The organism is Actinomadura sp. NPDC000600 (assembly GCF_040492135.1).
In the GTDB taxonomy this organism is placed as follows: domain Bacteria; phylum Actinomycetota; class Actinomycetes; order Streptosporangiales; family Streptosporangiaceae; genus Spirillospora.
On record NZ_JBEUPD010000038.1, the window covers coordinates 47,796 to 72,026 of the forward strand.

22 protein-coding genes, 1 tRNA gene and 1 pseudogene are annotated in these 24,231 nt (G+C 66.9%); 11 read left to right on the plus strand and 13 right to left on the minus strand.

All coding sequences use genetic code 11. The annotated features are described in order from the left end of the window. Window positions 1-15: 15 nt before the first annotated feature. Entirely contained in the window at window positions 16-1,671 is a 1,656-nt protein-coding gene (locus ABWI07_RS36440) for an NAD(P)/FAD-dependent oxidoreductase (protein WP_149256763.1), read from the minus strand. Window positions 1,672-1,880: 209 nt separating this feature from the next. Between ABWI07_RS36440 and ABWI07_RS36445 the strand changes: the two genes are divergently transcribed. The 4 genes from ABWI07_RS36445 (at window position 1,881) to ABWI07_RS36460 (ending at window position 4,980) form a co-directional block, all read left to right on the plus strand. Further along, a complete protein-coding gene (locus tag ABWI07_RS36445) occupies window positions 1,881-2,324 on the plus strand; it encodes a hypothetical protein (RefSeq protein WP_149256762.1) in 444 nt (147 codons plus the stop codon). Between the two features lie 175 nt (window positions 2,325-2,499). After that, window positions 2,500-2,793 carry an efflux permease Rv1217c-related protein gene (locus tag ABWI07_RS36450; protein WP_353821342.1) on the plus strand — a complete coding sequence of 98 codons (294 nt, stop codon included), beginning with the start codon at window positions 2,500-2,502 and terminating at the stop codon, window positions 2,791-2,793. 173 nt (window positions 2,794-2,966) lie between these two features. After that, window positions 2,967-4,325, plus strand: coding sequence for a TrkH family potassium uptake protein (locus ABWI07_RS36455; RefSeq protein WP_149256760.1), 1,359 nt, complete (start codon window positions 2,967-2,969; stop codon window positions 4,323-4,325). After that, on the plus strand, window positions 4,318-4,980 hold the full coding sequence (locus ABWI07_RS36460) for a potassium channel family protein (RefSeq protein ID WP_200841593.1): 663 nt from the start codon (window positions 4,318-4,320) through the stop codon (window positions 4,978-4,980). The genes ABWI07_RS36455 and ABWI07_RS36460 overlap by 8 nt, the downstream gene beginning before the upstream one ends. Window positions 4,981-5,084: 104 nt before the next feature. Here ABWI07_RS36460 and ABWI07_RS36465 read toward each other — a convergent pair whose 3' ends face one another. Together ABWI07_RS36465 and ABWI07_RS36470 are read right to left on the minus strand one after the other, a co-directional pair. Then, window positions 5,085-5,957, minus strand: a complete 873-nt coding sequence (locus ABWI07_RS36465; RefSeq protein ID WP_149256759.1) for an alpha/beta fold hydrolase — start codon at window positions 5,955-5,957, stop codon at window positions 5,085-5,087. A 100-nt stretch (window positions 5,958-6,057) separates the two neighbouring features. Next, the gene (locus ABWI07_RS36470) at window positions 6,058-6,528 is read right to left on the minus strand and encodes a CBS domain-containing protein (protein ID WP_149256758.1); all 471 of its coding nucleotides are present in this window, start codon (window positions 6,526-6,528) and stop codon (window positions 6,058-6,060) included. 146 nt (window positions 6,529-6,674) lie between these two features. Here ABWI07_RS36470 and ABWI07_RS36475 point away from each other — a divergent pair, with 146 nt between their 5' ends. Continuing rightward, complete coding sequence (locus tag ABWI07_RS36475) at window positions 6,675-7,961, plus strand: cation:proton antiporter (protein ID WP_353821343.1); 1,287 nt, start codon at window positions 6,675-6,677, stop codon at window positions 7,959-7,961. Window positions 7,962-7,973: 12 nt separating this feature from the next. Further along, a complete protein-coding gene (locus tag ABWI07_RS36480) occupies window positions 7,974-9,251 on the plus strand; it encodes an ArsB/NhaD family transporter (RefSeq protein ID WP_149256756.1) in 1,278 nt (425 codons plus the stop codon). Between the two features lie 869 nt (window positions 9,252-10,120). On the opposite strand, the gene ABWI07_RS36485 is transcribed toward ABWI07_RS36480, so the two are convergent. Together ABWI07_RS36485 and ABWI07_RS36490 are read right to left on the minus strand one after the other, a co-directional pair. Then, entirely contained in the window at window positions 10,121-10,669 is a 549-nt protein-coding gene (locus tag ABWI07_RS36485) for a hypothetical protein (RefSeq protein WP_353821344.1), read from the minus strand. A gap of 87 nt (window positions 10,670-10,756) precedes the next feature. Next, on the minus strand, window positions 10,757-11,074 hold the full coding sequence (locus ABWI07_RS36490; protein WP_353821345.1) for a hypothetical protein: 318 nt from the start codon (window positions 11,072-11,074) through the stop codon (window positions 10,757-10,759). A 297-nt stretch (window positions 11,075-11,371) separates the two neighbouring features. On the opposite strand from ABWI07_RS36490, the gene ABWI07_RS36495 reads away from it, so the two are divergent. Beyond that, on the plus strand, window positions 11,372-12,241 hold the full coding sequence (locus ABWI07_RS36495; protein ID WP_353821346.1) for a hypothetical protein: 870 nt from the start codon (window positions 11,372-11,374) through the stop codon (window positions 12,239-12,241). Between the two features lie 2,026 nt (window positions 12,242-14,267). On the opposite strand, the gene ABWI07_RS36500 is transcribed toward ABWI07_RS36495, so the two are convergent. The 8 genes and pseudogenes from ABWI07_RS36500 to ABWI07_RS36545 form a co-directional block, all read right to left on the minus strand. Continuing rightward, window positions 14,268-15,383, minus strand: coding sequence for a tetratricopeptide repeat protein (locus ABWI07_RS36500; RefSeq protein ID WP_353821347.1), 1,116 nt, complete (start codon window positions 15,381-15,383; stop codon window positions 14,268-14,270). Then, complete coding sequence (locus tag ABWI07_RS36505; RefSeq protein ID WP_502912887.1) at window positions 15,365-16,366, minus strand: RHS repeat-associated core domain-containing protein; 1,002 nt, start codon at window positions 16,364-16,366, stop codon at window positions 15,365-15,367. The genes ABWI07_RS36500 and ABWI07_RS36505 overlap by 19 nt, the downstream gene beginning before the upstream one ends. Window positions 16,367-16,389: 23 nt before the next feature. Further along, a complete protein-coding gene (locus ABWI07_RS36515; RefSeq protein ID WP_353821349.1) occupies window positions 16,390-16,866 on the minus strand; it encodes a hypothetical protein in 477 nt (158 codons plus the stop codon). A 235-nt stretch (window positions 16,867-17,101) separates the two neighbouring features. Then, window positions 17,102-17,239: a hypothetical protein gene (locus ABWI07_RS36520; protein ID WP_353821362.1), complete on the minus strand. Its 138-nt coding sequence runs from the start codon at window positions 17,237-17,239 to the stop codon at window positions 17,102-17,104. 23 nt (window positions 17,240-17,262) lie between these two features. Further along, a pseudogene (locus tag ABWI07_RS36525) lies at window positions 17,263-17,436 on the minus strand (transposase); the annotation flags it as partial. Window positions 17,437-17,542: 106 nt separating this feature from the next. Beyond that, window positions 17,543-17,776 carry an RtcB family protein gene (locus tag ABWI07_RS36530; protein WP_160161131.1) on the minus strand — a complete coding sequence of 78 codons (234 nt, stop codon included), beginning with the start codon at window positions 17,774-17,776 and terminating at the stop codon, window positions 17,543-17,545. A 678-nt stretch (window positions 17,777-18,454) separates the two neighbouring features. Continuing rightward, entirely contained in the window at window positions 18,455-19,003 is a 549-nt protein-coding gene (locus ABWI07_RS36535; protein ID WP_353821350.1) for a hypothetical protein, read from the minus strand. A 325-nt stretch (window positions 19,004-19,328) separates the two neighbouring features. Then, entirely contained in the window at window positions 19,329-19,535 is a 207-nt protein-coding gene (locus ABWI07_RS36545; RefSeq protein ID WP_353821352.1) for a hypothetical protein, read from the minus strand. 198 nt (window positions 19,536-19,733) lie between these two features. On the opposite strand from ABWI07_RS36545, the gene ABWI07_RS36550 reads away from it, so the two are divergent. The 4 genes from ABWI07_RS36550 (at window position 19,734) to ABWI07_RS36565 (ending at window position 24,214) form a co-directional block, all read left to right on the plus strand. Next, a tRNA-OTHER gene (locus tag ABWI07_RS36550) sits at window positions 19,734-19,805 on the plus strand. A gap of 37 nt (window positions 19,806-19,842) precedes the next feature. Continuing rightward, complete coding sequence (locus tag ABWI07_RS36555) at window positions 19,843-21,372, plus strand: SDR family NAD(P)-dependent oxidoreductase (protein WP_353821353.1); 1,530 nt, start codon at window positions 19,843-19,845, stop codon at window positions 21,370-21,372. Then, window positions 21,372-22,505: a leucine-rich repeat domain-containing protein gene (locus tag ABWI07_RS36560; RefSeq protein ID WP_353821354.1), complete on the plus strand. Its 1,134-nt coding sequence runs from the start codon at window positions 21,372-21,374 to the stop codon at window positions 22,503-22,505. The genes ABWI07_RS36555 and ABWI07_RS36560 overlap by 1 nt, the downstream gene beginning before the upstream one ends. Next, window positions 22,502-24,214 carry an ankyrin repeat domain-containing protein gene (locus ABWI07_RS36565; RefSeq protein WP_353821355.1) on the plus strand — a complete coding sequence of 571 codons (1,713 nt, stop codon included), beginning with the start codon at window positions 22,502-22,504 and terminating at the stop codon, window positions 24,212-24,214. The genes ABWI07_RS36560 and ABWI07_RS36565 overlap by 4 nt, the downstream gene beginning before the upstream one ends. Window positions 24,215-24,231: the final 17 nt, after the last annotated feature.

The following is a 24,231-nucleotide window of genomic DNA, read 5'->3' on the forward strand; positions in this document are numbered from 1 at the left end:
CCAGGATCGGATCAGTCAGAACAACCGCTGGCGGCGCATGCGCTTCTTGTTCGCCTGGACCCACATCTGCTTCATCATCCGGGCGACCTCCGGGTCGGCGTCGCTGCGCGCCCACCGGAAGGCGCGCACGCCGGCGGCGAGCGTCCGGTCCAGGTACCGCTGCCTGCGCTCGGCGACGCCGAACCCCTTCGGCATGAAGTCCGCGGCGGAGATCAGCTCGAACATCTCGTCCGCGGCGTCCCGGACCGGGAGGTTGCCCGCCTCGAACTGCTCGCAGCGGTCCACCAGTACGTCGAAGAGCTTGCCGTACCCCTCGTGGTCGGGCCAGTAGTGCCCCAGGTACGGGCACTCCTCCAGGTCGGTCAGGGCCCGCGGGTCGCCGGTCGACTGGTACTTGTCCAGTCCCTCCGCGAGCCGGAACGCGCCCATGGTCTGGCCCCAGACCCACAGCTGGTACAGCGAGGTCCAGAGGTCGTGGTCGGCGAAGGAGATGAACGCCGAGTTGACCAGGTCGTCGTTGCGGTTGAACAGGCCCTGCTGGAGCCGCTCCATGTACTCGAAGCGGTCGGCGGAGAAGTCGTCGTCCTTGATGGCGTCCAGCAGCCGCCACCCGAGTGCGAGAATGCATTCGGCGGTCGTGGAGATACCGCGTGAAAAGAGCGGGTCGATGAAACCCGCGGCGTGGGCCAGCAGGCACCACCGATCCCCCACGGTCTGCCTGGACGAGTACTGCAGGCGCGGCACCCGCGTCCACTCGCGGACGGGCCTCACTCCGTCGAACTGGCGCGCTATGTCGGGATAGCGCGAGGCCACCCTGTAGAAGTCCTCTTCCGGTGACACCGACGGATCGAGCGGATACCGGCGCGGGTCCATTGTCAGGCCCACGCTGCATTGCGGGTTCAGCGACGGCTCGTAGTTGTTGAAGGGAATCAGCCAGAACCATCCGCGCTCGAAGAGGTGATGCATCGTGCACGAATACCAGGGTTTGGGCGGGGCGTCGGCGCCTTTGCGGGGGAACAGGTCGTCGGTACGCGGGACGTTGAGCACGTGTGTCCACATCGACCGCGAATGGTGCTTGAACCGGCACGGGTCCTCGCGCATGCCGAGCTGCCTGGCCAGCGGGGACGGGGCGCCGGTGGCGTCCACCACATAGCGCGCCCGGTATTGCTCGTCCCGCGGCCCAGTGATCGTCACGCCGGAGTCGTCGAAGTCGATGTGGGATACGGGGAAGTTCTGCCTGCCCGTCGCACCGTATTTGATCGCCGTCCGGAACAGGTAGGCGTCCACGTCCTGCCGGTACATGTGCACCCAGTTGTGCAGTCCGGGCGAGGCGCTGAACATGCTGACCTCGGAGGGGTCTTGCGGTCGCCCCTCCTGGTGGAACATGAAGCCGAAGCCCCGCTTGATGCCCGAGGTCGGGGCGATGTGCTTGGTGACGGCCTCGACGGAGGCGATGTGGTTGATCTCCGGGACGTCGTAGCGGGCCGCGATCGCGCGGAAGAAGACCAGCGTGTGCGCGACGGTCGACTCGCCGACGGCGAACTTGGGATGGCTTCCGCCATCGACGATCAGGGTCCGGGCGCCGTTGCGGGCCAGGACCGTGGCGAGCGTGGAGCCGGCGATGCCGGCTCCGAGCACGGCGACATCGTAGATCTTCGAAGCGTCCTCCATTGGTCTCACCTCCGTGGTTGAGACTGGGAGCCGGGATCCGGCCGGCGACCGTCCCGCCCATTGCCCGACCACCTTGCTCCGAGCCGCTGAACGCCCGCTTAACTCCCAGGCCGGCGGTTTAATGGACCGACCGTCGGCCTACGGCCCAGCACGCCTGTCGACCGGGGATTCCCCCGGTTCGGCGCCGAACAACTCAAAACGGAGAGTCGATGAAGATCATCCTGGTTGTGCTTCTCACGCTGCTCACCCTCCAGGCCCTGGCCAAGTTCGTCGCCTGGTTCACCGTGCCATATAGCTCCCGGATCAAGCGGATGGCGACTTACTACGACAAGAAGCATCGATTCATCACCGTCTATGACACGGTGACGCTCGGGCTCGGGATCGTCATCGTCCTGCTGGCATTCCTCACCGGCGTGGAGTACCTCAGCTTCATCAGCGGCTTCATCGTCGGCATGATCTGTATCCAGGTCTTCTTCCACCGCTTCATCCACGTCCTGCCCGAGGACAAGACGCCGCAGATGCCGACGCCCCCCGTGAAGCTGCTGTCGTACGCCATCCAGGCCCAGCCCGGACTGGCCTGGCGAGAAATCGCTTTTATCTCCATCCTGTCGGTCTGGAGCCTCTATATGTTGATTGCGCGCGGCCTGTTCTGAGCACGCCCGAAGCTCCCGCTTTGTTGCCGGGCTCGTAGCCGACCGCGGACAGCACGGCGTTCACCACCGGCTCCCACAGCGCGATGCCCGTCACCAGCTCCGCGAACTGCCGCTTCATCGCCGCCTCGCGGGTCGGGCGCGGGTCCGCGGTGGTCGCGTAGCAGTCCGGGTGTAGATGTCCTGGCTGATCGCTCCGCTGGCCGCGATCACCGAGGCGGCGTTCGGCCTGCTCCCCCGCCTCACCGCCGCCGTCGGCTGGGGAGCCCTGATGATCCTCCTCTTCCTGGGGCAGTTCGGCGCCCTGGTGGGAATGAGCCAGCGCGTGCTCGACCTGTCGCCCTTCACCCACATCCCGAAGCTACCGGGCGGAGACGCTTCCGCCTCGCCTCTGGTGTGGCTGCTCACCCTCACCGCCGCACTCGTCGTCATCGGCCTCGCCGCGTTCCGCCGCCGCGACTACATCGTCTGAAGCGCCCGTGGCGCGTCCCACGCCCGGTCACACGCCGCTGTCCACGGGACCAGGCGTGCGTGGCGGCGGAGGAGCGGTCGGCTGCTGGGTTCAGCGTGGGATGTGGTGGTATGTGGGCGATGCGCAAGTGAGGCTGATGGGGGGCCGTCCTGTTCGGAGGGAATCGTCTGGCGCTGGCCCGGAGGCCGCGCGGGTCGGCGCTGCTGGAACGGTTCCAGCACCCGGCGCAGGTGGTGGTCAGCGGGTTCGCGGTCGTGATCGCGGCCGGGACGCTGCTACTGGCCTTGCCGCAGGCGACCGAGAGCGGCGATGCGGCGCACTGGCGGGACGCGTTCTTCACCGCGACGTCGGCGGTCTGCGTGACCGGCCTGGTCACCGTCGATACCGGCTCGTACTGGTCGACGTTCGGTGAGGTCGTCATCCTGGGGCTCATCCAGGTGGGCGGTCTTGGCCTGATGACGCTCGCCACCCTGTTCGCGATCCTGCTGTCGCGCCGCTTGGGGCTGCGGGCCCGGATGGTGGCCCAGGCCGAGACCAAGACCATGCGGATGACCGATGTGCGGCGCGTCGTCCGGCAGGTGGTGGTGTTCAGCCTGGTGTCGGAGGCGCTGGTCGCGGCAGTGTTGACCGTCCGGCTGGTCCAGGGCTACGGCGAACCCATCGGCCGTGCCCTCTATTTGGGGATGTTCCATGCGGTGTCGGCGTTCAACAACGCCGGGTTCGCGCTATGGCCTGACAGCCTCGTCCGGTTCGCGGCGGACCCGTGGATCAATCTGACGATCTGCGCGGCGATCCTCATCGGCGGGCTCGGCTTCCCGGTGGTGTTCGATCTGGCCCGCAACTGGCGGCGCCCTGGCACATGGACGGTCTTGACCCGGGTCACGCTGGGCATGACCGCGCTGCTGCTGACCGGCGGCACGCTCGTACTGACATCGGCCGAGTGGAACAACCCCGGGACGCTCGGCGGGCTGCCGACGCCGGCGCGGTTGCTGGCGGGGTTCACGGCGGCGGTCATGCCGCGCACCGCCGGCTTCAACACCATCGACATCGCCCAGATGCGGCCGGAGAGCTGGATGGCCACCGACGTCCTGATGTTCATCGGCGGCGGCAGCGCGGGCACCGCGGGCGGGATCAAGGTCACCACTTTCGGGCTGCTGGGGTTCGTTCTGTGGGCCGAGATGCGCGGAGAAACCCAGGTCAACGTCGGTCACCGGCGGCTGCCCGCAGGGACCCAGCGGCAGGCGACGGCGATCGTGCTGCTGAGCATCGGAATGATCACCGCGGTGACGTTCACGTTGCTGACGCTGACCCCCCATTCGCTGGACCGGGTGCTGTTCGAGGTGACCTCGGCGTTCGGCACCGTCGGCCTGTCCACCGGGATCACCGCCGAGCTTCCAGGCGGCGGGCAGCTCCTGCTGATCGGGCTGATGTTCCTCGGCCGGATCGGGCCGCTGACATTCGCCACCGCGCTCGCGCTGCGCGAGCGCGCGCAACGCTACGAACTACCGGAGGAGCGACCCATCGTTGGCTGACCACAGGAACGACCCCGTCGTGGTGATCGGGTTGGGACGCTTCGGCACCGCGCTGGCTTTGGAACTGGCCAGACGCGGTTCGGAGGTGCTGGCCATCGACCACCGCCCCAAGATCGTCCAAGCCCTGTCGGGGCAGCTCACGCATGTCGTCACGGCCGACGCCACGGATCTGGAGGCGCTGCGTGAACTGGGCGTCGCGGAATTCCATCGCGCGGTGGTCGCCATCGGCGGTGATCTGGAGGCCAGCATCCTGACGACCTCCCTGCTGACCGAACTGGAGGTCGACGACATCTGGGCCAAGGCCGTCACCCATCAGCACAAGCGCATCCTGGAACGGATCGGCGCCCACCACATCGTCCTGCCCGAGAACGACATGGGCGAGCGGGTCGCTCATCTGGTCAGCGGCCGCATGCTCGACTACATCGAAGTGGACGAGGACTTCGCCCTGGTCAAGACTCACCCGCCCCGCGACATCGTCGGTGTCCCGCTGGGAGAGACCCGCCTGCGCTCCAAACACGGCGTGACCGTGGTCTGCGTGAAGTCGGTCGGCGAGCAGTTCACCTACGCCACCGCCGACACCATCCTGCAGTACGGCGACGTCATCATCGTCGCCGGCCCCATCGCCAAGGCCGAACGATTCACCGAACGACTCTGAGGAGCCCGCAAAGTCCGTCTACCCGGTCCGCATGATCGATTGGGGACGCAAGGCGGTGGAGACTCGGCTCGCGCGATGCCTGACGCGCGGATGGAGGGGACGAGTCAGCCTGCCAGGAAGGCGGTGATGGCGGCGGTGATGGCGGGGTAGTCGTCGCCGAGCCAGATCATGTGGCTGGGGGCGGCACTGGTGATCAGGCGGGCGCCGGGGATGGTGCGCGCCAGGGTCTCGGCGTGAGCGTAGGGGACCGCCCCGTCGTCCCGGGCGGCGATCACGAGAGTGGGTTGGCGCAGCCGCGCGGCATACGCGGCCAGGGTGTCGAGATGGCGCGGTGCGGTCATGGTGCGGATGTCGTTGACGAATCCGGCGCCTGAGCGCATCCGACCGAACAACTCCAGCAACGCGGCGCGCTGAGCGGTGGTGAGAGCGGCCAGCAGTTCGTTGATCGGGCGTCGCGTCAGGTCGTGCAGCAGCATCTTCAGGCCCAGCCCGGGAGCGCGGTGCATCAGAGTATGGAGCAGCGCCCAGGTGACCGGTTCGGCCCCGGGGTGGAACACGATGCTCGCGCCCACTCGGGTGCGTCGATCGGGCCAGGGCAGCAGCCCGACCGCGCTTTCCAGGATGACGCGTTCGACCAGGTCGGGGAGGAAGGCCGCCACCGTCACCGCGGTAGGGCCGCCGGCCGACTGGCCGACGACGGCGCTCAGCGAGTCGATGCCGAGCCTGCGGCACAGATCGCCGATCACAGCGGCGAACTGATCGGGTATGGCGCCGGTGGCCAGCGGTGTACGGCCGTAGCCCGGGCGGGAGACTGCCAACACGGTGCAACCGGCATCGGCGAACACCTCCTCGCCCAGTGGCAGCCCCGCACGCATATGCCCGCCGTGCAGCATCAGCACCACGCGCGGGCCGCGCTCCTCCAGCCGGTACTCCACCGGCCCGGCCGGAAGGTCGATCAACGTCGTGGCTCGCTCCATGAGCTGCTCCCGCTCGGTGGTCAGGGCCCGGATGCCGTGGCATGCGGCCCCGCAGGCCAACCTCGGCTGACCGACGGCCGAGATCGTACGGCGGCGCCTTCTAGTCCGTGATGGGCCCGGGCAGGAGCCGGTCGAGGAGGTGCGCGACAGTGATGACACCGATCATCGGGGCATCGGTCCGGTCGGGTTCGCCGCTGACCGCGACGACGGGGCTGCGGTCGGCCGCCATCACGCTGGCGATCTCCATGGCGGTGGCCTGGGCGTCGACGGCGGGCAACGCCGTCCGCTCCTCTGCCAGCAGGTCGGCGACGGTCTTCCCGGCGAGCTCCGCGCACAGCAGGTCGGCGTGGCGTTCGTCGTAGACACGGGCCAAGGCGGGGTCGTCACGGACGTGCGCCGGAATGATGTACCGCAGGAGTTGCGACCCCGGGATCACCGCGATGGGACGGCGGTCGGAGTCGACGACGATAAGGCCCGCGAGCCGGTGCTCGGCCACCAGCCGGGCCGCGTCCAGCGCACTGCTGTCCGGCGAGACGGTCGGGTAGTCGACGGCGAGGTCTCGTGCGCGCATCGCCCCAACGTAACCGACGGCGCGGGGCGAGGGCGCTCCCGGTGGGCGCCGTGCAGATAAGCGCGCTCGGATCCGTTAGGGTCATTGGCTGGTGAGCCGGGAAGTCTGGTCGGCACTGCGTCCGCCCTTCCCGAAAGAGCCCCGGTATGACCAACCTCCTGCTCGCCTTCGCCGCCATGCTGCTGCTGGCGGTGCTGGTGTCCAACCTCGCCCACCGCACCGTGCTGTCGACGGCGGCGCTGTTCCTGGTCGGCGGGTTCCTGCTGGGCGACGGCGTCACCGGACTGATCACTCTGAAGCCGGGCGACACACTGGTGTCCGAGCTGGCGGAGCTGGCGCTGTTCGCCGTGCTGTTCACCGACGGCATGCACGCGGGCTGGCAGGACCTGCGCAGCGCCTGGCGGCTGCCCGGCCGCGCCCTCGGCTGGGGACTGCCTCTCACGCTGCTGGTCACCGCGCTCTTCGCGCACTACGTCGTCGGGCTCGGCTGGGTGGAGTCGCTGCTGATCGCGGCGATCCTCACCCCGACCGACCCGGTGTTCGCCGCCGCGCTGGTCGGCAACGACAAGGTGCCGCCGCGGCTGCGCCATCTGCTGAACGTGGAGTCGGGCGTCAACGACGGGCTCGTCCTGCCGTTCGTGGTGCTGTTCCTGGCGATCGCCCAGGGCGAGGAGAACCTGCACATGGGCGAACTCGGCGCCGAACTCGCCGGCGGGGTGGCCATCGGCGTCGCGATCCCGTGGGCCGCGATCATGCTGGTGCGGACCCGGTGGTTCGCGATCGCGCCCAAGTACGAGCCGCTGAACGCCGTCGCCATCGGGCTGCTCGTGCTGGCCACCGCGCAGGCCACGCACGGCAACCTGTTCCTGGCCGCGTTCGCCGCCGGCGTCACCGTCGCGACCGTCGGGCACCGCCACCGCGAGACGTTCGAGCAGTTCGGCGAACTGGTCGCCGAACTGCTCAAACTCGCCGCCCTGCTGGTGTTCGGCGCGCTGCTGTCCCCCGCCTTCCTCGGCGACGTCGGCTGGACCGGCTGGGCCTTCGCCGTCCTCGCCCTGGTCGTCGCGCGCCCGGTGGCGATCTGGGTGTCGTTCCTGCGCTCCGGACTCACCGCCCGCGAACAGGCCGCGGTGATGTGGTTCGGGCCCAAGGGCTTCGCCTCGGTCGTCTACGGCCTGCTCGTCCTGGAGTCGGGCATCCCCGCCGGCGAGAAGATCTTCCACCTCGTCGGCGTCACCATCACCCTGTCGATCCTCGCGCACTCCTCCACCGACATCGTCGTCGCACGCGGCTTCGACGAGGAGCGCGAAGTACCGGCCTGGTTCGAGCGCACCCGCACCCGCATCCGGCGTCCCGGAGCCGCCAGCAAGGCGGAGGACGAAGCCTCCCCACCAGCGCGATCTGAAGATCATTCCCGTGACCGCCCGCAATGACCAGGAGCCTTCTTGGCAATCGCCGCCATCGTCGTTTTCGTCGTCGCCTACATCCTGATCGCGTCGGAGAAGATCCACCGCACCGCCGTCGCACTCGGCGGCGCGGGGCTGATGCTGCTCTTCCACATCACCGATGCGCAGAAGGCGTTCTTCTCCACCGAGTCGGGCATCGACTGGAACGTCATCTTCCTGCTGCTGGGCATGATGGTGATCGTCTCGGTGCTGCGGCAGACCGGTGTGTTCGAGTTCGTGGCGATCTGGGCCGCCAAGCGCGCCCGCGGCAAGCCCTACCGGCTGATGGTGATGCTCGCCGTCATCACCGCGCTGGCCTCGGCGCTGCTGGACAACGTCACCACCGTGCTGCTGATCGCCCCGGTCACGTTCCTGGTCTGCGAACGACTCGGGCTCAAGGTCGTCCCGTACCTGATCGCCGAGGTGATGGCCTCCAACATCGGCGGTGCCGCCACGCTGGTCGGCGACCCGCCCAACATCATCATCGCCAGCCGCGGTGACCTGTCGTTCAACGACTTCCTGGTCAACCTGGCCCCGCTGATCGTGGTGCTGATGGTGGTCTTCTGCCTGCTGTGCCGCTGGCTGTTCCGCAGCGCGTTCGTCTACGACGAAGACCGCGCCGCCGCCGTCATGGCCCTGCAGGAGAAGGAGGCCATCACCGACCGGCGGCTGCTCTGGCAGAGCCTTGCCGTGCTCGGACTGGTGATCATCGCCTTCGTCCTGCACCCGGTACTCCATTACGAGCCGTCCGTGGTGGCCCTGCTGGGCGCCGGACTGCTGGTCGCCGCCACCAAGGTCACCACCGAACAGGCGCTGGAAGAAGTCGAGTGGCTGACGCTCGTCTTCTTCGCCGGCCTGTTCGTCATGGTCGGCGGCCTGGTCGAGACCGGCGTCATCGGCGACATCTCCCGCGCCGCCACCGACGCCACCGACGGCCGGCTCGGGCTCGCGACCATGCTCCTGCTGTGGGCCTCGGCCGTTCTGTCGGCCATCGTGGACAACATCCCCTACGTCGCCACCATGAGCCCGATCGTCTCCGACCTCGTCCAACAGCAACCCGCCGGGGACGGCACCGTCCTGTGGTGGGCACTCGCCCTCGGCGCCGACCTCGGCGGCAACGCCACCGCGATCGGCGCCAGCGCCAACGTCGTCGTCCTCGGCATCGCCGCCCGCAACGGCACACCGATCAGCTTCTGGCAATTCACCAAGTACGGCCTGATCGTCACCACCGTCACGGTGGCGCTGTCGGTGCCGTACCTCTGGCTTCGCTACCTGTGAAGAGCAGCGGCAACGCGGGTGAGAACGATGCCAGAACCCGTGAAGGCGTCCCCCACCAGCGGGCCATCCCAGGGCCATCGGACAGTTCGACGTGGCAGCGGTGACCCTCCAGTCGATCCAGGTGACCTGCCGACGGCGCCCAAGGCAGGCGACACGCCGACCTGGCTCGCGGCAGTGAACGAGTATGCGGCGAGCAAACAACTTCGCCTTCGACCACGCAGAGTGACCGGCAGCGCGGTCTTCTCGTGGCCACGTTCACGGTGGGAGAAAGATGATCTCCCAATTTCCTCCCACTGGACTACCGGTGGCCTGCCCCGGGGGCGGAGAAGGCCCTGTGGAAGGCGAGGGCATGCGCCGCCGGCGCGAAACCCGTGACCTCTTCGGTGCTGCGACAACGCCAAAGAGGCCTGCTCTTCCTCCGAGCAAGCCTCTGACCTGGCAAAACGTGGGCGATACTGGGTTCGAACCAGTGGCCTCTTCGGTGTGAACACGATCGATCAAGGCCAGGACAAGCCGCCTCTCGACATCGCCGCAGGTCAAGCAGCATCCTTCACCGCGAAACGGCGTACTTCAAGGAAGATCGAGTCCGTTGTGATCTCCCACAACTAACGCCCTGTTGCCATCGACAGCGCGTGACCGCAGCAGCCAGAAGGTAATCCGGTCCGTAGCGCGGCGAGCCCAGCTCGCGTCCCGCGCAAAGCATGCCAGGCAGATCGGGCTTCATCGAGTCTGGCAGAGCTCGCCATCTCCTCCGATTAGCCGCCCTCGGTCAATCGGCAGCGGGCAAACTTCCTCCCCACCTCCGTCGGGCGGCTAATTACGCGACAGATCCGAACATCGTTTCGACGAGCGGAATTTCGGTACGGCGTTCAGCCTCCTATCTCCTCGACGGCAAAAGAGGAAGGAAAGTCTTCCGGAAGGAGTGGGCAACGCACACTTCCATCGAGGATGCCGACAAGGAAATCTAGCAGACCACCCTGAAAATGCCAGAAATTCGCATTTTCTATCACGATCGTCCACTTCTCAGGGTCCGGATCGGTCAGCCACATACAATGGTCGGCATTGTATGTGTTACCCCACATCAGCAGACCACCGGGTTCTGGATAGACCGGGATAGCAGGACGCCGCGTCTCATGTCCACGATTGTCAAGCAATGTCATCACAGGAAAGTGAGCCTTGCGTTGCCGCAGGAACTCCAATCCATCTTTGGCGCCCTTAACAAAGACACGAGGGGTCCACATGCCTGGATTGACCCAGGTCAGAAATCCATCGAAATTCAAGCTAGGATATCTGGCGCAGAGCTCCTTATGATCCGCCGGGAAAGTCAGGCCGAGTCCTCTCTCGATTGCAGGCCAGTCTACTGCAGGCGGACGCTTCTGCGGCGGCCCTATCAACGCTTCAAGTTCAGCAACTCCCATGATTAATTTTATCCCTTCCATTTACCCTGGTCGTGATGCATCGATCAAAGAATATACCCGGCATCCCGTTGCGAGTCTTGCGCATGGCTACCCCTCCAAGCGCTTCAGCAGCTCCTCGACCGCGGCCGGGTCAGCCGGCTCCGGCACCGTGTCCCGCTGGTCACGGATCCGCTGACGCAGATCGGTGGTTGACTCCAGACGAACCATACGGTCAACACTCTCCGCAAACCGCGTCAGGTGGTCAATATCCTTCGTGTGGCCATACGCGGCAACCGTCCGGTAGAGCGACCGGAACAACTCCCGCTGCTCCTCCCCGGTCAGCTCATCCCACACAGCCATCGCCGTCTTCACCTGCGGGTCCTCCTTCGACGGCACACCCGGGCGAGTGACCTCAACGGGCTTCATCAGCGACCTCCACTCGACGGTTACATGTCTGTTCTTCGGGCTTGCCACCGACAACCTAGGGGCCGCCGGGTGATCCGTTCAGCCCATACCGGAGGCAGACCGGGTGTGGCCGGATCGGGCCCTCTCTTCGGCGACGGTAACCCAGCCGTCACCGCAGTGCGTCTGCGTCGCCAGACGCGCCCAGACGCCGGAAATGCCGCCGAAGTTGCGCGCCTGTCCACCGCTGGCCAGCCCACCAAACTACCCGCCAGTCGCCGCTATACCGGGCCACAACAATCCCCCACCGCAGGGAACACCATGGGCCCAAACGCGACCATTTCAGCAACCGACGTCTGCCAAAGCAACTGGAGCCCCGTCGCAACCGCCGCAGGCTGGGTTTCCTTCACCGGAGCGATCGCCGCGTTCATCTTCGCCGGCATCACCTTCCTCCTCGCCGCCACACCCACCAGACCCGACGCAGCCGCCCGCGGCTTCAAACTGCTCCTCACCGCGTTCTTCGCTTTCATCACCCTCGCCTACATGTCCGCTGCGATCGCCGGAGAGCGCGTCTGCGGCCGGGCCTACACTGCACACACCATCATCGGCGGGATCCTCGCCACCGCTGTCATCTGCATCGTCGTCGCCCTGTCCTGGGTGCTGGTGTCCTTCGGCAAATACACCCAAGAAGCCCTGTCCTTCCTCCGCTACCTGATCTACTTCGCGCTCACCCTCATCGCCGTGATGCTCGCCGTATCGTCAACCGGCTACCACCGGGCCATCACAAACCACGGACTCACCGCCTCAGACACCGGGATGATCATTACCAGCGGCGCCTTCATCCTCGTCGGGATCGCCCTCGTGATCCTCAGCCACTTCCGCGCGGCGCTCGTCGAGAAATGGCAGAACGCCTGCGTTAACGTCCTCGCCGCCGGAACACTCCTCAACCTCGCAGTCACGTCGATCTCGGCTGGCCTCGTCGTCTCCAGCGACTCCAAGGATTGGGGACACCCATCGAAGGGCCTCATCGAAGCATCCGCGTGGGGTGCGCTCATTCCACCCCTGATCGTGCTGCTCGCCGCAATCGGAGCGATCGCAACCATGCAGAAGACACCGCCGGTGCCCGCGCCTGCTCCGCCAGCCGAATCAGCAGCGGAAGGCGGCCAGCCCATCAACCCTCCGTCGGCGTAGCCGCAGGTAGCCTGCCGCAACCGGCCCCTCCTCCGCTACCACCGAAGGAGCAACAGAGCCGTTAGCCTGGACAGACCCCGCAGTGGCCAGGACGTGCGCGTACTTAGCGAGCCGGGGATCACGGGGTCTGGAAGGTTCGGGAAGCGCCGCGCCGGGCGCCATGGTGCGCCCCCAGCCACCGATCGGCCGCCCATCGAGCCCAACGTCGCCACGATCGGGGCAATAAGAGCCGACAGATGTTCAGAGTCGTGGTCTACCGGACCCCTTGCCACCGATCAGTCCGGTGACCTGGCTTCACCGCCGACCTTGACCAGCCCAAGATGACGCACTCAGGATGATCGACCGCCCGTGTGAGCGCTTTGGGAATCTGCGAAGCGTACGGTGGCTCCCGAAACTGGCTCCCGAGACTACGAAGCGCTCATCGGAACACACGAGATCGCGCCGTGGGCAACGCTCTGACCTGCGGAAACTTGGGGTGGGCGATACTGGGTTCGAACCAGTGGCCTCTTCGGTGTGAAACATGGTCGACCAAGGCCACTGCAAGCCATCTCTGAGCTTCCTCCGGTTCCACGGACACCTCATCTGGTTGACCTTGATCAACCAGGGAAGGAAGTGCACCGTGCCACCACCTCACCCGCCCGAGTTCCGGTGTCGCGCCGTCGAGCTGGCCAGGACCGGCGTTGTGCGACCTGTGGCCCTCGCCGTGCGGCGACTCTCCGATCATCGTGCCCATGAACGCTCCCGGCTCCATCGCCAAGGTTGAACTGTCGTTCCAAGCCTGCTGGCCATGGGCCCGACGTCAGTAGTTTCGTCCGATTCGGTCGTTAAACCGTTTCTCGTAGCTCCTCTGTTGGTCCAGCCTGGCTTGGAGCGCGTCTCGCTGAGCTGGGGCGAAAATGCCCCCGCCTTCAGATCCCCTCCGCCGCCTCCGGAGAAGACAGGGGTTGGGTTCGCAGGACCCGTCGATCTTCGCCGATCGCTTGACGAACCAGATCGAGAACTGAGCCGCAAGGCCCAGACGAGATCAGTCTGAATCTGGATAATAGACCACATGACAAGTGAGCACGACGGGCGCCAAGATCCCGATGAACTCCCAGGTCCTTCGTCGACATCTCGGGGATGGCTGGGCCGGCAACTTGATAAGGTCCCTTGGAGTCAAGTCCTCGGCCCTGCCGTCATGTTCGCTGTATTCGGGGCACTGGCGCAGTTGCTGGGTGCGGTCGGAGTAAGAGTCGTTCTGGCGGTTACAGTCGCCGTGGTCTCTGGTTACGCCCTCGTCCGCAGCATGGCTATTTTACGCCGGATAGGCAAATGGACAGGAATAGCCCTCAGCATCATCGGGATACTGGTTTGCACGGTCGTCATTTTCGACGCACGCGATAAGCCGGAAGAAGCGGTTCCGGAGCAAAAACTTGAAACGCAACCCCCGGCTGGCTCGGCAAATCTAACCGTCACCGTGAACACAAATCCAATGGATTTGCATTCACCCAAGCTTCGGCTTCTCTATTCCGCTCGGCAGGACTGGATGCTGCCTTCAGGTCAAACAGTCAAGGGTGAACCAGGTCACTCGGACGACGGCCTCTATCTATTTGCCAAGAAGTTCCATGGTGTTGCTATGGGGTATCTGTATTTTAGTGTCGTGATCCAAAACCTCACCGGTGGCGCGGTCACTCTCGATAGCATTCACGTGGCAGACTTTAGTTGCACTGGTCCCCTGAAAGGGATACATATCTGGAGCGGCGGAGGTGCAGAAGGAACACCCGTTAGCACCATTCTTATAGACTTGGACAAGAAGTATCCACTTGCGGTAACGTCGAAAAACTATCCGAATGAAGTTTCGCCAGACGAAGAACCTTTCGGTTACACGATTGCCGCACAAAAATCCCAGGCATTCGATGTTGTGGCTTGGCTGCACAAACATCAGAGTTGTAGTTTTAAACTTACGATAAAGGCCATCATCAATGGACGAGATAAAATCATTGTAGTGTCGGACAACAGAGAACCTTTCCGTATCACAGCTCCACCTTCAGAGGGTGCGCCTATATGGCAATTGAATGACTTTGGACCAAGCCACGTCTGGGACTATGTGGACCCGGCCAAGGGCGGCGATCCACCGTTCAAGAGCGCGTATGAGGCGCTGACAGTTACAGATCCGTAGCCCCATTGTCCAACCGGCACGGGCCCACCACCTTCCCGAACCTTGCGGCAATGCCGCTTTTGCCTCGGTATAGAGACGGCGAAGCAGGACAGGCAGACGGTGGCCGATCTTCTGTTCGGCATCGGCAACCGCCGAAGCCGAGGCGGGCGGCGGCAGCGAGCCATGTTTGGCGGCGGCCGCCATGATCTCGGTATCGGCCAGCCGGTCGACTGCGTCGACAGGGGAAGAACGAGGGGGCGACTGGACGACAGCCCGCAGAACTGCTGGATGAACATGGCGATCACTTGTCCTGAACCAATCGCTTCTCAACACTCGGCGGAGCAGCTCGGGATTTGATGTCGAATTCGTTGCCCCGGCGTCAAGCGGGATCGCCTGGGTGTGGTCGCCCAGGCTGCTGTGGGTCTCGCCATGGCAGGACCAGGTGTGCGCTTGGTAGGCGAGGTTGTCGAGCTCCCGGTGGAGGGCGAGGGCCTGCTGCAGCAGCGTGACGGCCTGTCGTTGGTCTCCGAGGCGGGCGTGCCACCAGCCGACGTCGGTGAGTGCGTTCGCATGGCCGATCCGATCACCTGCGATCTCGAACAGGTGGCGGGCCTGCTGAGCTGCGGCCAAAGCGTCGGCGGGGCGCTCCTGCAGACCGTAGGTGAGGTTGCGGGCGTAATGGGCTTCGGCCTGGCCGGCAAGGTCGCCCATGGCCTCGGCGAGGTCGAGGGCACGGCCGTAGTGGCGGTGGGCGACCGGGAACCGGCCCAGGTCCGCCTCGGCCGCAGCGAGATGGCGGTGCGCGCGGGCTTGCGCCGCTGTGTCGGCCAGCCGTCGCGCGGCGCCCAGCGCGGCCCGGTGGGCCGCGGCGCGATCGTGCCAGCGGCCACTCCGGTGGAGGAAGACCGAGAGCGCCCAGGCCAGTTGGCAGGCGTGGCGGTTCAGCCCGGCGCGGTTAGCATGCCTGACCACCGACTGATGGACCACTACCTCCACTCCGCCCACGCGGCTGACCTGCTGCTGTACCCGCACGGCGAGAAACCGGCCATCAACCCGCCGGAACCCGGCATCACCCTGGCAGCACCGGTCGACCGGGAGCAGGCGCTGACGTGGTTCGCGGCAGAGCGCGAGGTGCTGCTCGCCGCGCCGTTGCAGCCGACCCAGCAGCCGCCGCCGCTGGATGCTCGCGGTGACGCGAGGTAGACGCCGCCTCCTCCTCTTCTGAAGGAGTTGGGGTGCTGGTTGGCGTTGTCCCAGCCTTCGCGGGCCCCGTCGTTGCCGTAGCTGCTGCGCCCTGGCCGGAAGCCGTCGTCGCGGTACTGGCCGGTGGGGTCGGCGTGGTCGACGGGGTTGTTGCCGGCGTAGGAGTAGCCGTTGGCGGTGAGAGGGTCGCCGCCGCCGGTGACAGGGTCGGCGCTGAGAAAGCGGCCGGTGACCGGGTCGTACTCCCGTGCACCCAGGTGGGTGAGGCCGGTGGTGGTGTCCTTGGTGCCGCCGACGTAGCCCCTGTCCATGAGTGTGGGCCACAGACCGATCGGGCTGCTGCGCTCGTTGCCGAAGGGGGCGAATCGGCGAACGCTCCAGTTGTCCAGGTCGACGGCGTTGACGGTGGTGTCGGCGCTGCCCTGGTAATCGGGGACCAGGAACTGGACGGTGGAACTGGAAAGACCCGTGCGGTAAGCGATGTTCTGGCCGGCGTGGCTGTAGTGGCGGACCGCGGTGACGGTCCCGCTCGCAGACACCTTCACTTCCTGGCTGGGGAGGTAGAGGGTCTTGCCGTTGGTGTCCTTGCGGATCAGGCGGTTGCCTGCAGCGTCATAGATGTAGCTGGCCAGTTCCTTGCCGGCGTCATCGGTGACCTTGGACAGGTTGCCCTCGGCATCCCAGACCAGTTTCTGACCGGGGCGGGTGGTGGTGTTGCCGACCTTGTCGTAGGTGAACAGGTCGGTGGTCTCAGTGACCCCGTCGGATTCGGTGAGCGACTTCAGCGCGTGGGGGCTAGTGGATCAAGTCAGCCGTGTTGGTGACCTTGCTGGAGCCGTCGGCTGGCTGCCGCCCGAACTCGTCGTGTCCTTCCTTGGTCGGCGAGGAGGGCAAGGGCATCGGGTGATGTCAGAACTTCGACGGCCTTTCGCTGGAACCAGTCGGATGCCGCGGTGACTTGGGCGGGCGCCCATGGTTTGTCCTGGGCGATAGCAGCCAGCAGCGTCCATTCGGTCAGGCGGCGGGTGAGGAAGTCCCGCTCGCCGATGACGCCGGTCATGGTGTGGACCCAGCCTGGAAACCGTTCGTCGGTCAGCAGGAGGCGTGCCCGGTCGTCGATGTGGCGAGACACTGCGGACTGTGCCATCGCCTGGTCGGGATCCTGCAGGATCTCGTTCACCAACGTGGGCTCATCGTCGGCGTCCACGGCGGCCAGGGCCCGCAGATGGCAGGCGTAGCGGCGGTGCTCGTCCGGCTCGGCAGGGCCGTCAACGGGACTGCTCACGCGGCCGCTCCTTCGGGACGCTCGACAGGCCGGCAGCATTCGAAGCGAACCCCGGCACGGACAAGGGCGACCCGGCCGGGGATTCATCCAATGCTCGGCCGGGAAGCGGCGGTACGGGCTCGCGGTCACGACGCACCGCAGCAGGTCTCGCGGCTCAAACGCTCACCGTGATGAGCGGGCCGAAGGGGGTCGGTGACGATGAAGCGCCTTGCATCCGGCCACCTTCTCGCCCACGTCATACCCCGCGCGTGTCCCGGCCGACGTTGGTGGCTGCCGTGACGCTCTGGGAGTCGATGATGCCCACGCTGGACTCGGCGCCCCGACCCTTGGCCCGCCGGACCTGCTGCCACAGCACGTCCAGCATCCGCAGCATAGCCCGCTGCTTTCCCCCCACCGCACGAAGTACCAGCACACCGCCCGCCAGGCAGGGAAGTCAGCAGGCAGCTGCCGCAAAGCGCAGCCGGTGCGCACCACGTACACCGCCCCCACGACCTCACGCCGCAAGTGCCCCTCCGGACGGCGCCCGCCGCCAGGCGCGGGAAAGCAACTACTCCCCCAGCGCCCACTCATCGTCGATCAGGCCCCGGGGTTGCACGACGTCCGAGCCATCGCCACCCCTGCATGAACCAGCGCACGACATCACGCAGTCACAGCGCGACCCAGATCGACTTCTCTACTAGAGCGGTGGACGCCACTCGACCAAGTGCAAATAGCAGAAGCGATGCGTGAGGAACGCGTCGAGCTCGGTGTCGTTCGCGCGGGACGCCGCGCCGCGCGGCACTCGGCCGCCAGCGCCGTGACACGCGCTGGCCAGGGTCCGCGGATTGCTGTGCCCGCGCAGGATGTAACTGGCCGCCCCGCATCTACCCGGGCACGATGTCCGGCTCGCCCCATATCGCGTACGGTCCACCGACCATGTCGGCGTACCCCAGCGGAGAACGCCGACCCGCAGCGGGCCCCAGGATTCTCAAGGCAGCCAGCATGGCTTTCGCCGCTGGCCCCGGCCTCAGATGGTGCACTCAGGATGATCGACCGTCTGGGTGAGCGCTTCGGGAATCTGCGAAGCGCACGTGGCTCCCGAAACTGGCTCCCGAGACTACGAAGCGGTCATCGGGACACGCAAGATCGCGCCACTGGCGACGCTCTGACCTGCGGAAACTTGGGGTGGGCGATACTGGGTTCGAACCAGTGGCCTCTTCGGTGTGAACACGATCGATCAAGGCCAGGACAAGCCGCCTCTCGACATCGCCGCAGGTCAAGCAGCATCCTTCACCGCGAAACGGCGTACTTCAAGGAAGATCGAGTCCGTTGTGATCTCCCACAACTAACGCCCTGTTGCCATCGACAGCGCGTGACCGCAGCAGCCAGAAGGTAATCCGGTCCGGAGCGCGGCGAGCCCAGCTCGCGTCCCGCGCAAAGCATGCCAGGCAGATCGGGCTTCATCGAGTCTGGCAGAGCTCGCCATCTCCTCCGATTAGCCGCCCTCGGTCAATCGGCAGCGGGCAAACTTCCTCCCCACCTCTGTCGGGCGGCTAATTACGCGACAGATCCGAACATCGTTTCGACGAGCGAAATTTCGGTACGGCGTTCAGCCTCCTATCTCCTCGACGGCAAAAGAGGAAGGAAAGTCTTCCGGAAGGAGTGGGCAACGCACACTTCCATCGAGGATGCCGACAAGGAAATCTAGCAGACCACCCTGAAAATGCCAGAAATTCGCATTTTCTATCACGATCGTCCACTTCTCAGGGTCCGGATCGGTCAGCCACATACAATGGCCGGCATTGTATGTGTTACCCCACATCAGCAGACCACCGGGTTCTGGATAGACCGGGAAAGCAGGACGCCGCGTCTCATGTCCACGATTGTCAAGCAATGTCATCACAGGAAAGTGAGCCTTGCGTTGCCGCAGGAACTCCAATCCATCTTTGGCGCCCTTAACAAAGACACGAGGGGTCCACATGCCTGGATTGACCCAGGTCAGAAATCCATCGAAATTCAAGCTAGGATATCTGGCGCAGAGCTCCTTATGATCCGCCGGGAAAGTCAGGCCGAGTCCTCTCTCGAGAGCAGGCCAGTCTACTGCAGGCGGACGCTTCTGCGGCGGCCCTATCAACGCTTCAAGTTCAGCAACTCCCACGATTAATTTTATCCCTTCCATTTACCCTGGTCGTGATGCATCGACCAAAGAATATACCCGGCATCCCGTTGCGAGTCTTACCGTCTGCTTGCATGCGGATCTTGGCAGGTCTCAACTGCCTGCCTCGACAGATCAGCGAGACCCGATAATCGACAATTTGCCCTTTTTCCTTGACCGCACCCCTCACCATCACCTCCCACGGTTTCATGTAGGAGTTATTTGTAGGCTCCTGCAGACAGGTGAAAAGATTTTGCCTTTTGTAAGCTCCCCTTCCGTCGCCACCCAGGATGTCGGCTGCACCCATGGGTTGTCCGGACGCTCGTCATCAAGGTCGATGACCCAGTAGTACTTGTGCCGCCTCTTCAAAAGCGATGACGAAGAAGGCGCGATCTTCGGCGACCGGAGCTCCGCCTACGAGGTGGGGGAACGTGACCTCGTACTCGTCCCCGTCCTCTTCGGTCACCAGGACCTGGCCCGCCGGCCATTCGACCCACAGGATCGCCTGGATCGGCACCGGGATGGGATTGCCCATGGAGACGATCGCCGCACGCGGGGCCGGTCGTGACCGAGAAGATGTACCCGCCAACCGACACAGCTTGAATCCATCGGACCCGGGCACCACCCCGCCCTCCGGATCGTCAAGCGGTCGCCCCGGGGCGGCACCGGATCGGCGCTCTCCGCTCATTGCGGTCACAAGTTGTCCGAGTTGTTCGCTAAGGTCATCGACGGCAAGGCTGTAGCGCAGAGGTCGTCGCGCCTTACAGCAGGTTGGAGGACGTCGGTTCGAATCCGACCAGCCTTGCCCCAGAGCATTGACGACCGGCGGAAGGTCAGCGGTGGTGATCGACCCCAGCCTGGCCGGGAGGCCATCGCCACGATCCGGCGCCGGTCCCGACCGGATCGAGATCGAGACCTGCCTGCGGATCATGGCCCAGGCCCGCGAGGCGGATCCGGCCGACCCCCGGTGGGAGTCGGTGCGCGAGGCCGCGGCCCAGCTTTATCGGGCGGGCAAGAAGGCACGCAAGGCGGCCCGGCATGCCGATCGCAGGCGACGCGACCACGAGGCCACGGCGGCGACGGCTCGCTACCGGGAGCAAGATCCCTCCCCGGCGCCCGTCCGGCCGGCGATCTCGACGGGCCGTCCGAATCCGGCCGGTGCGTCCGAGCCGGATCCGTCGATCGGCCGCTCCGATCAGACCGGCCGGCGGCTGGTGGGGACGCGGCGCTGCTACGTCTGCAAGTCCGTCTACCGCCAGGTGCATCAGGAGTACCACCTGCTCTGCCCGGAATGCGCTGAGGAGAACCTCGCTCGCCGGCACGCCCGATGCGACCTGCGCGGCCGCCGGGCAGTCGTGACCGGCGGCCGGGTGAAGATCGGGTTCCAGCTGGCGCTGAAGCTGCTGCGCGACGGCGCGGAGGTGCTGGTCACGACCCGCTTCCCGCGGGACGCCGCCCGCCGGTTCGCGGCCGTCCCCGACGCCGCGGACTGGATGGAGCGGGTCCACGTCCACGGTGTCGACCTGCTCGACCTGGCGGCCGTGGCCGGCCTGCTGGAGGCCGTTCACCAGCGCTTCACCTCCCTCGACATCCTCGTCAACAACGCCGCCCAGACGATCCGCCGACCCGCCGCCTACCATCGCGGGGTCCGGGCGGCGGAGACCGAGCCGCTCAGGGGCCTGGCCGCCCGGATCGATGTGGTGGACGCACCACCGGCCAGGTTCGACGTCCCTGCCCCGGCCTCCCTCGCCGCCCCGGCGCTCGAAGCCGTCTCAGGCCCCGGGCGCGTGCATGCCGGAGAGGCCGCAGTCGCCACAGGGCGCGATGTCCTGGAGGCGCTGTTCCCCGCCGACCGCACCGACGAGACCGGTCAGCCCCTCGACCTGCGCGACCGCAACAGCTGGAGTCTCCGCCTGCACGAGGTGGATGCGGCCGAGTGGCTGGAGGTCCAGCTGGTGAACTCCTTCGCACCGTTCCTGCTGACGTCCCGGCTCCGCGGTCTGCTCGAGGCCTCGCCGTGGCCGGACCGGTACGTCGTGCAGGTCTCGGCGATGGAGGGCAGCTTCTCCCGGGAGCACAAGACCGTCCGGCACCCGCACACGAACATGGCCAAGGCCGCCCTGAACATGCTGACCCGCACCGCCGCCGCCGACTACGCGGCCTCGGGAATACACATGACCAGCGTGGACACCGGCTGGGTCACCGACGAACGCCCCCATCCGGACAAGACCGCCCAGCGAGAGGCGGGGTTCCGTCCGCCGCTGGACGTCATCGACGGTGCCGCCCGGGTCTATGACCCGATCGTGCGCGGTGTCGGCGGGGAGCGGGTGTCCGGCCTGTTCCTGAAGGACTACCGACCCGTGGACTGGTGATGACAGAGCCCGCGCCCGTACGCTGCCCGGCGATCGAGCACCCCGACGTGCCGCCGGCCGATCCGGCGGACCTCGATCCGCTGCTCGCGCGGCTGGCCGCCTCGGCCCCCGTGATGACCGACGAGACCTTCCCCCTCGGAACCCTGCGCCCCGACGGCCGGGTCGACCTGTGCAAGCAGGGCCTCGGCCCGGCCGGGGCGGCACGGCTGCTCCCGGTCGCCGCGGCCTCTCCGCTCGCCGTCCATGTGCTGCTCGGGACCAACGCCATCGGCGGGGACGGAGCGCGGGCGGTCGCCGACGCGCTCGTTCCCGGCCATGGCCTGGAGACGCTCTATCTCGGCTGCAACCGCATCGACGCTTCCGGCGCCGAGGCGCTCGCCCACCGCCTGGCCACGGACGCGACCGTGCGCGCTCTGTGGCTCAAACGGAACCCGGTCGGTGACACCGGGGTCCGTGCACTCGCCGCGATGCTGCGGCGGAACACGACGATCCGCACCCTCGACCTGGTCAACACCGGGCTCACACGGGACGCATTGCGGGCGCTGCTGGACGCGCTCGCCGAGCGGCCCAGTCCCGTCGAGCGGCTGTTCCTGGGCGGTAACGGGCTGGGTGCCGAGTCGGCCGACCTGCTGGCCGCGCTGATCAGGCACGCCGGTGTCCGTGAGCTGTACCTTCCGGCGAACCATCTCGGCGATCCCGGCGCTGCCGCGCTGGCCGCGGCGGCCGATCCCGCACGGCCCGTCCGGCTGGGTCTCGGCGGCAACGGAATCGGGCCGGAGGGCGCCCGCGCACTGGCCGACGCCCTCGACGGCATCGAGGCGCTGGACCTGGGCCGCCCGCCGTCCGAGCGGAGTCTCGGCGCGCCCGCCAACGCCACCGGGGACACCGGCGCGGCGATACTGGCCGCCGCGCTGCCGGGCAGCCCATTGCGCCGACTGGAACTGCGGCGCACCGGGATCACGGGCCGTGGCGCCAAGGCCGTGCTGGACGCCGTTCCCGAGGACACCCGCCTTGAATATGTCGGGTTCGGCCCAGGTGTGCCCCGCCGGGTGAAGCGGGCGCTGGCGCCGCGTCTCCGCCCGACCGCCCGGCCCCACCCGGATCTGCGCGCGATCGCGAGCCTCTACCGGTGAGCGCGGCCGCCCCGCCGGCCGGTCTCCCGCCCCGTACGCCGTCCCGCTCCTACCCGCCGCACGAGGCGTCGCGGCTGCGGCGCATCCGGCGGTACGCCGTGCCCGGGTGGATGATCGAGCAGGCGACCGAGCGGCGCCTCGCCGGGGACTGGCGCGGCGCCTGCGCCACCGCGAACGTCGACGTCGCGTTCGACCTGGCCGGCATCGCCCGCGAGCATGGCGCCACGGTCGCGGACGTGGTCGAGGACGACCTTCGCCACCTGTCACCTGACCTGCTGCGCTGGCATCTCCCGCGGGTCCTGCTGGGGCGCACGACGCTCAAGAACCGTCAGACGGTGGCATTGAGCAGCCACGCGGGCTCGGGGACAAGCGCGCGCTACCTGTACGTCGAAACACCGACCATGGTGGACGGTCCCCAGCGGCTGCGCCTGTGCTTCGGCTCGATCGACCTGGCCGGCGCCTCGAACGTCCACCGTGAGGCGCACGTCCATAACTGGACCACGCTGCGGCACCTGTGGGAGGTACGGCACACCGGCGCGCTGCTGGAACGCTGTGGTGGCGGAGACCGGCCGCCGTTCTTCGACGCGGGCGGGACACCGCGCACCGCCGAAGAGCTGCCCACGGACGACCCCGGTCCCGCCGACCCGGTGGCCCGCACCGAATGGGCGACCCTGCAGCATGAACGAGGTGAGGTCGAGGCGGCGCTCGCCGCGGCGGCGGTCGAGCTTGATCCGACTCCGCTCGCAACCCGCTGGTCTGGTCCGGTCGATCCGTTGCGGGTGTTGGAGAGACTTGCCCTGGCGCCGACCAGGCTCGAGCCGGAGATCCGGTCGCTCATCCGGGGAGGCTATGGGCGCCGGTTCCAGATTCCCCGTTCCTGGAGCACGACGGTCCTGTTCGAAGGCCGCAAGCGGGACGGCCGCGTCCGGATCCGGCTGGTCGACCCGGAGGAGATCCCCGGCACCCCCGTGCTGCCCGAGGCGTGCTGGCGCCGGCTGCCGGACCTCGACGTCCTCCGGCACGGCGACACGGATCCGGACCGGCTGCATCCGCTGGTCCGCACCGCGCTCTTCCCCCTGCGGGAGCCCGCCGGCCCGGTCGGACCGCCGGATCCGGTGATGCCGTCGCCGGTCCGCGTGCGATGCCGCGGCGAGTGGCACGAGGTGCGCTTCCGCGACGGGACGCTGGATATGCCGCACAGCGCGGACGAGCGGCAGCGCGAGCGCGCGATGGGCGCGTTGGGCGGCACGGTCGCCGGTTGCTTCGCCGCAGCCCAGGCGGTGACCTCCGGTGAAGGCCAGCTGCCGAAGGCCCTGCGCGAACAGCAACGGGAGCTGTACGCCTGCGCCCAGCACGGTGACACGCCGGGAGTGCTCCGGCTTCTGGACGCCGGAGTGGACCCGCGCTTCCGGGACGGCAGACGCCGTACCCTCCTGCACGCGCTGATCCACCTGGATCACGAGATCCTGCTTCCACGGCTGCTGGCAGCCGGAGTCGACCTCGAGGCCGAGGACCACAACCGGCGAACGGCACTCCACGTGGCGGTCGGGGACAACGGCTCCGTTTCGCTGGTCCGGGCACTCCTGGCCGCCGGAGCCCGCGCCGACACCACCGACGACCAGGGGTTGTCGCTCTCATTCCTCATCAGACGCCGCAAGCGCTCCGATCTTGCTTTTCTCCTTGACGGGGACCGGCCCGCGACCGGATGACATGGAAGGACGGGAAC